General features: G+C 70.0%; 12 protein-coding genes. 7 read left to right on the top strand and 5 right to left on the bottom strand.

Annotated features, from left to right (window positions below):
• Positions 1 to 2: 2 nt before the first annotated feature.
• From kdpB to kdpF, 3 genes are read right to left on the bottom strand one after another with little or no spacing between them, the layout of a single operon-like run.
• Entirely contained in the window at positions 3 to 2,051 is a 2,049-nt protein-coding gene (kdpB, locus tag ACZ7PG_RS43145) for a potassium-transporting ATPase subunit KdpB (protein ID WP_470244995.1), read from the bottom strand.
• Positions 2,048 to 3,709, bottom strand: a complete 1,662-nt coding sequence (gene kdpA / locus ACZ7PG_RS43150) for a potassium-transporting ATPase subunit KdpA (RefSeq protein ID WP_470244996.1) — start codon at positions 3,707 to 3,709, stop codon at positions 2,048 to 2,050. Before kdpA ends, kdpB begins: the two co-directional genes overlap by 4 nt.
• Positions 3,709 to 3,810 carry a K(+)-transporting ATPase subunit F gene (gene kdpF / locus ACZ7PG_RS43155; protein ID WP_328443292.1) on the bottom strand — a complete coding sequence of 34 codons (102 nt, stop codon included), beginning with the start codon at positions 3,808 to 3,810 and terminating at the stop codon, positions 3,709 to 3,711. The genes kdpA and kdpF overlap by 1 nt, the downstream gene beginning before the upstream one ends.
• A gap of 403 nt (positions 3,811 to 4,213) precedes the next feature.
• Here kdpF and asnB point away from each other — a divergent pair, with 403 nt between their 5' ends.
• Positions 4,214 to 6,055 (top strand): asparagine synthase (glutamine-hydrolyzing), encoded by a 1,842-nt coding sequence (gene asnB, locus ACZ7PG_RS43160; protein ID WP_470244997.1) that lies wholly within the window; start codon positions 4,214 to 4,216, stop codon positions 6,053 to 6,055.
• A gap of 34 nt (positions 6,056 to 6,089) precedes the next feature.
• Entirely contained in the window at positions 6,090 to 6,389 is a 300-nt protein-coding gene (locus tag ACZ7PG_RS43165) for a hypothetical protein (protein ID WP_470244998.1), read from the top strand.
• A 1-nt stretch (position 6,390) separates the two neighbouring features.
• Here ACZ7PG_RS43165 and ACZ7PG_RS43170 read toward each other — a convergent pair whose 3' ends face one another.
• Both ACZ7PG_RS43170 and ACZ7PG_RS43175 read right to left on the bottom strand, forming a co-directional pair.
• Positions 6,391 to 7,389, bottom strand: coding sequence for a Gfo/Idh/MocA family protein (locus tag ACZ7PG_RS43170; RefSeq protein ID WP_470244999.1), 999 nt, complete (start codon positions 7,387 to 7,389; stop codon positions 6,391 to 6,393).
• Positions 7,386 to 8,405: a LacI family DNA-binding transcriptional regulator gene (locus ACZ7PG_RS43175; RefSeq protein ID WP_470245000.1), complete on the bottom strand. Its 1,020-nt coding sequence runs from the start codon at positions 8,403 to 8,405 to the stop codon at positions 7,386 to 7,388. The genes ACZ7PG_RS43170 and ACZ7PG_RS43175 overlap by 4 nt, the downstream gene beginning before the upstream one ends.
• 114 nt (positions 8,406 to 8,519) lie before the next feature.
• Here ACZ7PG_RS43175 and ACZ7PG_RS43180 point away from each other — a divergent pair, with 114 nt between their 5' ends.
• The 5 genes from ACZ7PG_RS43180 to iolC are packed head-to-tail and all read left to right on the top strand — an operon-like array spanning position 8,520 to position 13,172.
• Positions 8,520 to 9,398, top strand: coding sequence for a TIM barrel protein (locus tag ACZ7PG_RS43180; protein ID WP_470245001.1), 879 nt, complete (start codon positions 8,520 to 8,522; stop codon positions 9,396 to 9,398).
• 20 nt (positions 9,399 to 9,418) lie between these two features.
• Positions 9,419 to 10,417: a sugar ABC transporter substrate-binding protein gene (locus tag ACZ7PG_RS43185; protein WP_470245002.1), complete on the top strand. Its 999-nt coding sequence runs from the start codon at positions 9,419 to 9,421 to the stop codon at positions 10,415 to 10,417.
• A 9-nt stretch (positions 10,418 to 10,426) separates the two neighbouring features.
• Entirely contained in the window at positions 10,427 to 11,467 is a 1,041-nt protein-coding gene (locus ACZ7PG_RS43190; protein ID WP_470245003.1) for an ABC transporter permease, read from the top strand.
• Positions 11,467 to 12,246 carry an ATP-binding cassette domain-containing protein gene (locus ACZ7PG_RS43195; RefSeq protein WP_470245004.1) on the top strand — a complete coding sequence of 260 codons (780 nt, stop codon included), beginning with the start codon at positions 11,467 to 11,469 and terminating at the stop codon, positions 12,244 to 12,246. Before ACZ7PG_RS43190 ends, ACZ7PG_RS43195 begins: the two co-directional genes overlap by 1 nt.
• Complete coding sequence (gene iolC / locus ACZ7PG_RS43200) at positions 12,243 to 13,172, top strand: 5-dehydro-2-deoxygluconokinase (RefSeq protein WP_470245005.1); 930 nt, start codon at positions 12,243 to 12,245, stop codon at positions 13,170 to 13,172. Before ACZ7PG_RS43195 ends, iolC begins: the two co-directional genes overlap by 4 nt.
• Positions 13,173 to 13,196: the final 24 nt, after the last annotated feature.

Genomic DNA, 13,196 nt, shown 5'->3' on the forward strand with positions numbered 1-13,196 from the left:
GTTCACCCGATTCCAGGGATGAGGCGCACGAGCAGGTCGATCAGCCAGATCCCGAGGAAGGGGCTGACGATGCCGCCGAGGCCGTAGACGAGCAGGTTGCGGCGCAGCAGGGCCGACGCCGACGACGGCTTGTACCGCACGCCGCGCAGGGCCAGCGGGATCAGCACGACGATGATCAGCGCGTTGAAGATGACCGCGCTGAGGATCGCCGACTTCGGCGTGGCCAGGTGCATGATGTTGAGCGCGCCGAGCTGGGCGAAGATGCCGGTGAACATCGCGGGCAGGATCGCGAAGTACTTCGCGAGGTCGTTGGCGACGCTGAAGGTCGTCAGCGCGCCGCGCGTGATCAGCAGCTGCTTGCCGATCTCGACGATCTCGATCAGCTTCGTCGGGTCGCTGTCGAGGTCGACCATGTTGCCGGCCTCCTTCGCGGCCGACGTGCCGGTGTTCATCGCGACGCCGACGTCGGACTGCGCGAGCGCGGGGGCGTCGTTGGTGCCGTCGCCGGTCATCGCGACCAGCCGACCGCCTTCCTGCTCCTTCTTGATGAGCGCCATCTTGTCTTCGGGCTTGGCCTCGGCGAGGTAGTCGTCGACGCCCGCGTCCGCGGCGATGGCCTTGGCGGTGAGGGGGTTGTCGCCGGTGATCATCACCGTCTTGATGCCCATCGCCCGGAGCTCCTTGAAGCGCTCCTTCATGCCCGGCTTGACGACGTCGGACAGCCGGATCACGCCGCGCACCACGGTGTCCTCGGCGACGACCAGCGGAGTGCCGCCCTGGGCACTGATCTCGTCGACGACACGCTCGGTCTCGTCGGGGAACTCGCCGCCGTTGTCACGCACCCAGGCGCGGACCGCGGACGCGGCACCCTTGCGGATCCGCCGGTTGCCGAGGTCCATGCCGCTCATCCGCGTCTGCGCGGTGAAGGGGACGAACTCGCCCCGCTCGTCCTGGCCCGCGTGGGCCGCGGTCAGCTCGACGACGCTGCGGCCCTCGGGGGTCTCGTCGGCGAGGCTGGCCAGCCGGGCGGCCCGCGCGAGTTCGTCCATAGTGGACGTTCCGACCGGGATCAGCTCGGTGGCCCGGCGGTTGCCGAAGGTGATGGTGCCGGTCTTGTCGAGCAGCAGTGTCGAGACGTCGCCGGCGGCCTCCACCGCGCGGCCCGACGTCGCGAGGACGTTGCGCTGCACCAAGCGGTCCATGCCCGCGATGCCGATGGCGCTCAGCAGCGCGCCGATCGTCGTCGGGATCAGGCAGACCAGCAGCGCCGTCAGCACGATCACCGACTGTTCGCTGCCGGAGTAGCGGGCCATCGGCTGCAGCGCCACGACGGCGAGCAGGAAGATGATCGTCAACGTCGAGAGCAGGATGGTCAGCGCGATCTCGTTCGGCGTCTTCTGCCGCGAAGCGCCCTCCACCAACGCGATCATGCGGTCCACGAAGGACTCGCCCGGCTTGGTCGTGATCTTGACGACGATCCGGTCGCTCAGCACCGTCGTACCGCCGGTGACGGCGCTGCGGTCGCCGCCGGACTCCCGGATGACCGGGGCCGACTCGCCGGTGATGGCCGACTCGTCGACGGTCGCGATGCCCTCGACGACGTCGCCGTCGCCCGGGATCACCTGGCCCGCCTCGACGACGACCAGGTCGCCGATCTTCAGCTCGACGCCGGGCACCTGCTCTTCCGAGCCGCTCGACGTGAGGCGGCGGGCGACGGTCTCCTTCTTCGACCGCCGCAGGGATTCCGCCTGCGCCTTGCCGCGCCCTTCCGCGACAGCCTCGGCGAGGTTCGCGAAGAGCACCGTGAACCAGAGCCAGACGGCGATCAGGATGGTGAACACGCTCGGGTCGGTGACCGCGAAGACCGTGGTCAGCGCGGACCCCACCCACACCACGAACATCACCGGGTTGCCGAGCTGGTGCTTCGGGTTGAGCTTGCGGAACGCGTCCGGCAGGGACGTCCAGAGCTGGCGGGGGCTGAACACCCCGGCGCCGACCCGGCCGGCGGGTTCGGCGGGAGTCACCTGGGGTCGTTCTTCGGTGACGGTCATGCGAGTGCCTCCGCGATGGGCCCGAGCGCGAGCGCCGGGATGAAGGTGAGGGCCGCGACGAGCACCACCGTGCCGGTGAGCATGGTGGCGAACAGCGGCCCGGTGGTGGGCAGCGTGCCCGCGGTTTCGGGCACCTTGCGCTGCGCGGCCAGGGAACCGGCCAGGCAGAGCACGGCGAGGATCGGCACGAACCGGCCGATCGCCATGGCGACGCCGAACGACGACTGGAACCAGTCGCTCGTCGCGGTCAGGCCGCCGAACGCGCTGCCGTTGTTGTTACCGGTGGACGCGTAGCCGTAGAGGATTTCGGACAGGCCGTGCGCGCCGCCGTTGCCGAGCGCGCCCGCCGTGTCCGGCAGCAGCAACGCAATCCCGGAGCCGAGCAGCACCACGGTCGGCATCGCGAGCATGGCGATCGCAGCCGCGGTGACCTCGCGCTTGCCGAGCTTCTTGCCCAGGTACTCCGGCGTGCGCCCGACCATCAGGCCGGCCAGGAACATCGCGATGATCGCCATGACCAGGATCCCGTAGAGGCCGGTGCCGACGCCGCCCGGCGAGATCTCGCCGTAGAGCATGTTCAGCAGCGGTCCCCCGCCGCCGAGGCCCGAGAGACTGTCGTGGGCGCCGTTGATCGCGCCGGTCGAGGTCCCCGTGGTGGTGTCGGCGAAGATCGACGTCAACCCGATGCCGAACCGCTGCTCCTTGCCTTCCATGCTCGCGCCCGCGGCCAGTGCGGCCGGGTTGCTCGCGTTGGCTTCGGAGAACCAGATGATCGCCAGCGACGCGGCCCAGAGCAGGCTCATCACGCCGAGCAGGACGTACCCCTGCTTGGGCTTGCCGACCATCTTGCCGAACGCGCGGGTCAGGCTGACCGGGATCACCAGGATCAGGAACAGCTCGATGAGGTTGGTCCACGCGGTGGGGTTCTCGAACGGGTGCGCGGAGTTGGCGTTGAGGATGCCGCCGCCGTTGGTGCCGAGCTCCTTGATCGCCTCCTGGCTCGCCGCCGGAGCCAGCGCGATGGCGCTGTGGCTGCCGTCCGGGTTCGTCACGGCGACGCCGGCCTTGAGGCTCTGCACCACGCCGAGCGCGACCAGCACGATCGCGAAGACGAACGCCATCGGCAGCAGGACGCGGACCGTGCCGCGCGTGAGGTCCACCCAGAAGTTGCCGAGCCGGTCGGTCTTCGCCCGGACGAACCCGCGGGTCACCGCGATCGCCACGGCCAGGCCGACGCCCGCCGACAGGAAGTTCTGCACGGTCAGCCCGGCCATCTGCACGAAGTGGCCCATCGTCGTCTCGGGGACGTAGGACTGCCAGTTCGTGTTGGTGACGAAGGAAACCGCCGTGTTGAACGCGACGCCCGGGCTCACCGAGCCGCGGCCCAGGTTCCACGGCAGGACCGGCTGGAGCCGCTGCAGCAGGTAGAGCAGGACGACCGAGACGAACGAGAAGCCGAGCACGCCCGCGGCGTAGGTCGGCCAGCGCTGCTCGGAGTCCGGGTTGACGCGGAAGAGCTTGTACAGCCCTTTCTCGAGCTTCCAGTGCTTCTCGGTCGAGAAGACGCGCGCCAGGTAGTCGCCGAGAGGTTTGTAGACCGCGGCGAGGGCGGCGAGGAGGAGGCCGAGCTGGATGAGCCCGGCCGTCGTGTCGGACATCAGAATTTCTCCGGCCTGATCAAGGCGACGAACAGGTACACGAGCAGGCCGAGCGCCAGCAGCCCGCCGACGATGTTGGCCACGGTCCCGGCGCCGCTCACAGCTTCTCCAGCCCGCGCAGCGCGAGCGCGAGCACCACGAACACGCCGATCAGCAGGACGGCGTAGAGCAAGTCGGCCACAGGGCACCTCTCAAGACGGGTCACCGGGTTCGGTGACCGGACAGTTCACTGTGCGGCGGCGGGACCCCGTCCCGACCTGCGGCTGACGGCCTCTTGATGCGTTCCTGACACCCATTTACGCCGTCTTTATGGCGGGTGGCGGGCGTCACGCAAACGTTTGCCGATTAATCACTGTATGCAGTTGGTTAGTGACTCGCGACACAACGAGTGACCGAACAAGTGCGGAACGTGCAATTCGGGCAGACAAGATCTTCGGGCCGTGTTACACCTGTGTTACCGATAGTTGTATCGGCTAAGTAAATCTTTGGGAGAGGGGATCACCTATGTGCGGTATCGCCGGCTGGGTTTCCTACGACGCCGACCTCACCCGCCGCCAGGACGTGGTCGACGCCATGACGGCGACCATGTCCTGCCGCGGCCCGGACGACGAGGGCACCTGGGTCCGCAAGCACGTCGCGCTCGGCCACCGGCGGCTGGCCATCATCGACCTGCCCGGCGGCCGGCAGCCGATGTCGGTGCACACGCCGAACGGCGACGTCGCGATGGTCTACAGCGGTGAGGCCTACAACTTCACCGAGCTGAAGGAAGAGCTGACCAAGCTCGGCCACAAGTGGGAGACCGACAGCGACACCGAGGTCGTCCTGCACGGCTACCTGCAGTGGGGCGACGAGGTCGTCGACCACCTCAACGGCATGTACGCCTTCGCGATCTGGGACGAGCGCGACGACCGCCTCGTCATGATCCGCGACCGGATGGGCATCAAGCCGTTCTACTACTACCCGACCCGCGACGGCGTCCTGTTCGGCTCCGAGCCCAAGGCCATCCTGGCGAACCCGCTGGCGAGCAAGGTCGTCGACACCGACGGGCTGCGCGAGCTGATGGCGTTCACCAAGCGGCCCGGCTGGTCGCTGTGGAAGGGCATGGAGGAGGTCCAGCCGGGCACGATCGTCACCGTGTCCCGCGAGGGCGTCCGCACCCGCACGTACTGGAAGCTCGACGCGAAGCAGCACACCGACGACCAGGAGACCACGGTCGCCCGCGTCCGCGAGCTGATGACCGACATCGTGCACCGCCAGCTCGTCGCCGACGTCCCGCGCTGCGTGCTGCTGTCGGGTGGCTTGGACTCCAGCGCCGTCACCGGGCTCGCCGCGCCGCACCTCGCCGAGCAGGGCGAGCAGCTGCGGACGTTCTCCGTCGACTTCTTCGGCCAGGAGGAGAACTTCAAGCCGGACGAGATGCGCGACACCGCGGACTCGCCCTACATCCGCGACGTCGCCGACCTGGTCGGGTCGGCGCACCAGAACGTCATGCTGAACCCGGCGGAGCTGAGCGACCCGGCGGTGCGCCGCGCGGTGCTGAAGGCCCGCGACATCCCGGCCGGCCTCGGCGACATGGACACGTCGCTGTACCTGCTGTTCAAGGCGATCCGCGGCGAGTCGACGGTGGCGCTCTCGGGCGAGTCGGCCGACGAGGTGTTCGGCGGCTACCGCTGGTTCCACGACGAGAAGGCCGTCAACGCGGACACGTTCCCGTGGCTGGCGTTCCGGACGTCGATGATGGACGAGCGGGCGTCGCTGTACACGACCGAGCTGCGGCAGAAGCTGAACCTCGAGTCCTACGTCGCGGACCAGTACGCCACCGCGGTCGCCGCGGTCGACCACCTGGACGGCGAGACCGCGCTGGAGGCGCGGATGCGGACCATCTGCAACCTCCACCTGACCCGGTTCGTGCGGATGCTGCTCGACCGCAAGGACCGCGCGTCGATGGCGGTGGGCCTGGAGGTCCGCGTGCCGTTCTGCGACCACCGGCTGGTGGAGTACGTCTACAACACGCCGTGGTCGCTGAAGACGTTCGACGGCCGGGAGAAGAGCCTCCTGCGCCACGCGACCAAGCACGTCCTGCCGGAGTCGGTGGCCCAGCGGGTGAAGAGCCCGTACCCGTCGACGCAGGACCCGGGCTACGCGGCGGCGTTGCAGCAGCAGGTCAAGGAGGTCCTGGCCGAGCCGGGTCACCAGGTGTTCGGCCTGGTGGACAAGGCCTGGGCGCACCGAGTGTCCGAAGTGGACCCAGCGGCCATGGACCCGGCGGCGCGGATCGGCCTGGACCGGCTGCTCGACCTGTACCACTGGATCGAGATGTACCAGCCCACGCTCGAACTGTCTTGACCTCGAGTGCCCTTGAGGTGTGAGGCTGGGCGGCATGAAGGTGCTGCTCTTCGGCCGCAACCCGGCCACGGTCTCGAGGGTGACGACGGCGCTGTCCGCGGCGGGTCTCGCCGCGGACGGCGTCGTCTCGGAGGAAGCCGTCCTGACCCGCCTCGGCGTGGTCGACGCGCTGGTACTGGGCGCGGGGGTGGTGGGTTCCCCGCGGGAGCGCGTCACGGCCGCCGCGCTCCGGCACGGCGTCGTGTGGGTGCAGGGGCCGCACATCGTCCCCGAGCGGGACGCGCTGGAGTACGTGCGGACGGAGATCCTGCCGCGGCTGGCGGCCCGGCGCTGAGCTAGCGCCGGACCTCCGTCAGCTTCACCGGACGCCGTTCGCGACGCGAGACCTCACACGCCTCCGCGATGTAGAACGCCTCCAGCGCGTCCGCCGCCACACACGGCGACGGCGCCCGGCCGGCGACGACGTCCAGGAATGCCCGCAGCTCCGTCGTGTACGCGGGCCGGAAGCGCTCCATGAACCCCGGGTACGCCGGCCCCGGCAGCGGGGCCACGCCCGGCTCCACCGACCGCAGCGGCGCCCGGTCGTCCAGGCCGACCACCACGCCCGACACCGACCCCAGGACGTCCAAGCGCACGTCGTAGCCCGCGCCGTTGTAGCGGGTCAGGGACACCGTCGCCAGCGTTCCGTCGTCCAGGGTCAGCGTCGCCGCCGCCGTGTCGACGTCGCCCGCCTCCACGAAGAAGCGCTCGCCGCGGTTCGCGCCGATCGCGTACACCTCGGCCACCTCGCGGCCGCTCACCCAGCGGATGACGTCGAAGTCGTGGACGCCGCAGTCGCGGAACAACCCGCCCGAGTGCGCCACGTACTCCGCCGGCGGGGGTGCCGGGTCGAACGTCGTCGCGCGCAGCGTGTGCAGCCAGCCCAGCTCGCCCGACGCCACCGCCGCCCGCGCCGCCGCGTAGCCCGCGTCGAACCGGCGCTGGAAGCCGATCTGGACCTGGACGTCCGACGCGCCGATGCGGTCGATCACCGCCAGGGTGCCGGGGATATCCGCCGCGACCGGCTTTTCGCAGAACACCGGGATGCCCGCGTCGACCGCCGCGATGATCAGGCCCGGGTGCGCGTCCGTGGCGGCCGTGACGACCAGGCCGTCCAGGCCCGCGGTGAACAGCTCGTCGAGGGATGCCGTCTCGACGCCGAGCTTCGCGGCAGCCGACTGAGCACGCGCGGGGTCGACGTCGGCCACGACGACCGACTCGACCTCGTCGAACCCCTTGAGCGTCTCCGCGTGCGCGGTGCCGATCCGGCCGGTGCCCGCCAGTCCCAACCTCATCGTGGTGCTCCTCCTGTAGCCAGAACCTCGGCGGTGGTCGCCCGGACCACCAAAGACGGGTGCAGCAGGTGCCGGACCGGCTCCGTGCGCTCCCCGCGGACGCGTTCGACCAGCGCTTCGAAGGCCAGCCGGCCCATTTCGGTGCGCGGCTGGTCCACCGTGGTCAGTGAAAGGTGGCGCAGTGCCGCCAAGGACGTGTTGTCGTAGCCGACGACCGAGACGTCCTCGGGCACGCGCAACCCCGCCTCTTCGAGCGCCGAGATCGCGCCGACGGCGTTGAAGTCGTTGCCCGCCACCAAACCCGTGGGCAAGTCGGCCCGCGAGTACGTCGCCAGCAGCTCCTTCACGGACTTCTCCCCCGCCGTGTCGGTGTGTTCGCTGCGCACGATGACCGGATCGAGCCCGTGCCGCCGCATCGCCTCCTGAAACCCGCGGCGGCGCTGGGCCGCGCCCGCCGCGCCCCCGCCGTCGAGGTGGGCGATGCGCCGGTGCCCGAGCCCGACCAAGTGGTCGACGGCCAGCGCGGACCCCGCCTCGCCGTCGTCGTTCACCGTGTCCACTGTGGACGACCGGATCGTCCGCGAGACCAGCACGACCGGGCACTGCTTGGCCGCGAGCTGGATCGACGCCGCCGGCACGACCGGGGAGAGCAGGATGATTCCCGCCGGACGAAAGGAAAGCAGGTTGTGCAGGGCGTTCCACTCGCGCGCGGGACTGCGGCCGCCGGTGTTGAGGATGAGGTCGAAGCCGGCGGCCTGCGCCGCCGCGTCCAACCCCTCGACGACGTCGGCGAAGAAGGCGTTGCGCAGGTCGTTGACCATCACGCCGAGCACCGTGGACGTCCGGCTGGCCAGCGACCGCGCCATGACGTGCGGCTGGTAGCCGAGTTCTTCCGCCGCGCGCAGGACAGCGGCGCGCCGGGCGTCGGAGACCTTCGGTGAATTCCTCATCACCAGGGAGACCAGTGCGCGGGAAACCCCCGCCCGCGCGGCGACGTCCTCCATCGTCGGACGCATGCGGCGCACCTCCCCTGATCACCGGAAACTCGGCCTTGACTTGCTGTGACGGACGCTACAAGATTAGAGCGCTCTAATCAATAGAGCGCTCCAACGGACCAACGGAGGCCCCTTGTGACAGCGACGATCCGCGTGGCCGCCGCCCCGATCTCCTGGGGCGTCTGCGAAGTCCCGGGCTGGGGCCGGGTGCTGGACGCCGCGACCGTGCTCGGCGAGATGGCCGCCCTCGGCGTCCAGGCGACCGAGCTGGGCCCGCCCGGATACCTCCCGCGCGACCCGGCCGAACTGCGGGAGCTGCTCGGGAAACACAGTCTGAGGCTCGTCGGCGGCTTCCTCGCCGTCGTGCTGCACGCCGACCGGGAAAACGCGCTCAAGGAAGCCGAAGAGTCGGCCGCGCTGTTCGCCGCGTGCGGTGGTGACGTCCTCGTGCTCGCCGCCGCGACCGGGCTCGACGGCTACGACGAACGCCCGAAGCTCACCGACGCCGAATGGGCGACGCTCATCGAGACCGCCGGCGAGATCCGGGACATCGCCGCCGCGCACGGCCTGCGCACCGTGCTGCACCCGCACGTCGGGACGCACGTCGAGCAGCAGGCCGAGGTCGAGCGCTTCCTCGCCGACTCCGATCTCGGCTTGTGCCTCGACACCGGGCACCTGATGATCGGCGGGACGGATCCGGTCGAGCTGGCGAAGCGGTATCCCGAACGGGTGGGGCACGTGCATCTGAAGGACGTCCGAGAAGACCTCGCGGCCGACGTCCGCGCGGGACGGATCGGCTACACCGACGCGGTCGGGCGGGGCATCTACACCCCGCTCGGCGAGGGGGACGTGGACGTGGCGTCGATGGTGCGCTCCGTCCAGGCGGCGGGCTACGACGGCTGGTACGTCCTCGAACAGGACACCGCCCTCGGCGATTCGAGCCCCGACGACACACCGCGCCGGGACACCGAGCGCAGCCTGGCCCACCTTTCGAAGATCATCGACTCCCTGTAATCGGTCCCAAAGGAGTGACTGTGTTCTCTTTCAAGAAACTGGCCGGAGTGGCGGCGATCGCCGCCACCGGGCTGGTGCTGTCCGCCTGCAGCGGTCCCAGCGCCGACAACTCGAGCAGCAGCAGCTCGAGCGCCCCGTCCGCCGCCGCCCCGAGTTCGGGCGGCCCGCTGAAGATCGCCGTGGTCACGCACGGCACCTCCGGCGACGCCTTCTGGAACGTCGTCAAGAACGGCGCCGAGCAGGCGGGCAAGGACCTGAACATCGGCGTCGACTACTTCGCCGACGGCGACCCGGGCAACCAGGCCAGGCTGATCGACAACGCCGTCGCGCAGAAGGTCAGTGGCCTGGTCGTCTCCATGGCGAACCCGCAGGCCCTGCAGACGTCGATCCAGAACGCCGTGAAGGCCGGCATCCCGGTCGTCACGATCAACTCCGGTGAGGACTCCAGCGCGGCGTTCGGCGCGATCGCGCACGTCGGGCAGAGCGAAGGCCTCGCGGGCCAGGGCGCGGGCCAGCGCCTCAAGGCGGCCGGCAAGACGAAGCTGCTGTGCGTCATCCACGAGGCCGGCAACATCGGCCAGAACCAGCGCTGTGACGGCGCGAAGCAGACCTTCGGCAACGTCACCACGCTGCAGGTCGACATCTCCAACCCGACCGACGCGCAGGCCCGCATCCGCGGCGCGCTGCAGTCCGACCCGTCGATCGACGCCGTGCTGGCGCTGAACTCGCAGGTCGCGGCCCGCGCGGTCGACGCGGCCAAGGAGGCGAGCTCGAAGGCGCAGGTCGCCACGTTCGACCTGAACGCCGACGTCGTCGCGGCCATCAAGGCCGGCACGATCCTCTTCGCCGTCGACCAGCAGCAGTACGAGCAGGGCTACCTGCCGATCGTGTTCCTCAAGCTGTACAAGGAAAACGGCAACACCATCGGCGGCGGCCACCCGGTGCAGACCGGCCCCGGCTTCGTCGACAAGACCAACATCGACACCGTGGCCCCGTACGCGCAGCGCGGCACGCGCTAGGGGAAGCCGATGACCACCGCGATCCAGACGCACCCGGACGAACGCGTAGCGAAAAAGAGCCTGACCGACCGCCTGGTCGTCCGGCCCGAGATCGGCGCGCTGCTCGGCGCCGTGCTCGTGTTCGTCTTCTTCTCCGTCGTCACCGGCCAGTTCCTCAGCCCGCTGGGCGTGGCGACCTGGCTCGACGACTCGTCCACCCTGGGCATCATGGCCGTCGTGGTCGCGCTGCTCATGGTCGGCGGCGAGTTCGACCTCTCGGCCGGCGTGATGACGGCGTCGACGTCGCTGGTCACGGCGATCCTGGCGACGCAGGCGGGGTGGAACGTCTGGCTCGCGCTGCTGGCGTCGCTCGCCTTCGCGCTCGGCGTCGGCGCGTTCAACGGCTGGCTGGTCATGAAGACCGGGCTGCCCAGCTTCATCGTCACGCTGGGGTCGTTCCTCGCCCTCCAGGGGCTCAACCTCGGCGTGACGCGCTGGGTGACCAACACCGTCCAGGTCTCGGGCATGCGCTCGACCAGCGGCTACGAGTCGGCCGGCGGGCTGTTCGCCTCCACCTTCAACATCGGCGGCACGGAGTTCCAGTCGTCGATCATCTGGTGGGTCGTCGTCACGGCGATCGCCGCGTGGCTGCTGGTCCGGACCCGGTTCGGCAACTGGATCTTCGCGGTCGGCGGGTCGCAGGTGTCGGCCCGCTCGGTCGGCGTGCCGGTGGTGCGCACGAAGATCCTGCTGTTCATGGGCACCGCGCTCGGCGCGTGGCTGGTCGGCTCGATCAACATCCTGCGCTTCGCCAGCGTGCAGGCGAACCAGGGCATCGGGCTGGAGTTCCAGTACATCATCGCCGCGGTGATCGGCGGCTGCCTGCTCACCGGCGGGTTCGGCTCGGCGGTGGGCGCGGCGATCGGCGCGCTGATCTTCGGCATGGCGCGCCAGGGCATCGTGTTCGCGCAGTGGAACAGCGACTGGTTCATGCTGTTCCTCGGCATCATGCTGCTGGCCGCGGTCCTGGTGAACAACGCCTTCCGGCGCCGCGCGGAAAGGGTCCGTTGATGAGTCTCATCGAAGTCAAGGACATCGGGAAGACGTACGGCAGTGTCATCGCGCTGCGCGATGTGTCCACTGTGGTCAACGCGGGCGAGGTCACCTGCGTGCTCGGCGACAACGGCGCCGGGAAGTCCACGCTGATCAAGATCCTGGCCGGCGTGCACCAGCACGACCGCGGCGAGTTCCTCATCGACGGTCAGCCGGTGCGGCTCGCCTCGCCGCGTGAGGCGCTCGACCACGGCATCGCGACGGTGTACCAGGACCTCGCCGTGGTGCCGCTGATGAGCGTCTGGCGGAACTTCTTCCTCGGCTCCGAGCCGACGACCGGGTTCGGCCCGTTCAAGATGCTCGACCGGAAGAAGGGCCGCGATACGACCAAGCAGGCGCTGTCCGACATGGGCATCGACCTGCGGGACATCGAGCAGCCGGTCGGGACGCTCTCGGGCGGTGAACGCCAGTGCGTCGCGATCGCGCGGGCGGTGTACTTCGGCGCGAAGGTGCTGATCCTCGATGAGCCGACCGCCGCACTCGGCGTCAAGCAGGCCGGCGTGGTGCTGAAGTACGTCGCGCAGGCCCGTGACCGCGGGCTCGGCGTCGTGCTGATCACGCACAACCCGCACCACGCCTTCCCCGTCGCCGACCGGTTCCTGCTGCTCAAGCGAGGTGCGCCCCTCGGTTCGTACGAGAAGGCGGACATCGACATCAACGAGCTGACCCGGCAGATGGCGGGCGGTGCGGAACTGGAAGCCCTGGAGCACGAGCTGCGGCAGGTGGAGAAGGCGTGAGTCTCGAAGCGTTGACGATCGGCCGGGTGGGCGTCGACCTCTACCCCGAGCAGAGCGGCGTCCCCCTGGCCGAGGTCAGCACGTTCGCCAAGTCGCTCGGCGGGACCGCGACCAACGTCGCGGTCGCCGCCGCGCGGCTCGGCCGGCGCACGGCCGTGCTGACCAAGGTCGGCCCGGACGGCTTCGGCGACTACGTCCGGCAAGCCCTGGACGGCTTCGGCGTCTCACCGGCGCACGTGGGCACGTCGCCAGACCTGCAGACGCCGGTGGTGTTCTGCGAGCTGAACCCGCCCGCGGACCCGCCGCTGCTGTTCTACCGCTCCCCCATCGCCCCCGACCTCACGCTGACCGACGACGACGTGCCCTGGGACGTCGTCGAGTCGGTGCCGCTGCTGTGGGTCACCGGCACCGGCGTCTCCGCCGAACCGGCGCGGGCGACCCAGCGGAAGATCCTCGCGACCCGGGGACGCCGCGAGCACACCGTGCTGGACCTCGACTACCGCCCGATGTTCTGGCCGTCGGTCGAGCAGGCCCGCGAAGAGATCGGCGCGATGCTCGACCACGTCACCGTCGCGGTCGGCAACCGGACCGAGGTGGAGGTCACCGTCGGCACCGCGGACCCGGACACCGCCGCGGACCGCATGCTCGAACGCGGCCTGCGGCTGGCGGTGATCAAGAAGGGAGCCGACGGCGTGCTCGTCGCGACGCCGGAAGGACGTTCGACCGTGCCACCGCAACGCGTCGAGGTCGTCTGCGGCCTCGGTGCCGGCGACGGCTTCGGCGGCGCCCTGATCCACGGCCTGCTCTCGGGCTGGGACCCGGTGCGGATCGCCGAGTACGCGAACGCGGCGGGCGCGCTGGTCGCGTCCCGGCTGGCCTGCGCCGACGCGATGCCGACCGCCGGGGAGATCGAGGAGCTGCTGTGATCCCCACGGACGAGCAAAGAACCG

The sequence above is a fragment of the Amycolatopsis sp. NPDC114504 genome, assembly GCF_055633595.1.

What these genes read in the sequence shown, in the direction of transcription:
- kdpB (WP_470244995.1), bottom strand. Translation starts at nt 2,051, where the DNA reads ATGACCGTCACCGAAGAACGACCCCAGGTGACTCCCGCCGAACCCGCC.
- kdpA (WP_470244996.1), bottom strand. Translation starts at nt 3,709, where the DNA reads ATGTCCGACACGACGGCCGGGCTCATCCAGCTCGGCCTCCTCCTCGCC.
- asnB (WP_470244997.1), top strand. Translation starts at nt 4,214, where the DNA reads ATGTGCGGTATCGCCGGCTGGGTTTCCTACGACGCCGACCTCACCCGC.
- ACZ7PG_RS43165 (WP_470244998.1), top strand. Translation starts at nt 6,090, where the DNA reads ATGAAGGTGCTGCTCTTCGGCCGCAACCCGGCCACGGTCTCGAGGGTG.
- ACZ7PG_RS43170 (WP_470244999.1), bottom strand. Translation starts at nt 7,389, where the DNA reads ATGAGGTTGGGACTGGCGGGCACCGGCCGGATCGGCACCGCGCACGCG.
- ACZ7PG_RS43175 (WP_470245000.1), bottom strand. Translation starts at nt 8,405, where the DNA reads ATGCGTCCGACGATGGAGGACGTCGCCGCGCGGGCGGGGGTTTCCCGC.
- ACZ7PG_RS43190 (WP_470245003.1), top strand. Translation starts at nt 10,427, where the DNA reads ATGACCACCGCGATCCAGACGCACCCGGACGAACGCGTAGCGAAAAAG.
- ACZ7PG_RS43195 (WP_470245004.1), top strand. Translation starts at nt 11,467, where the DNA reads ATGAGTCTCATCGAAGTCAAGGACATCGGGAAGACGTACGGCAGTGTC.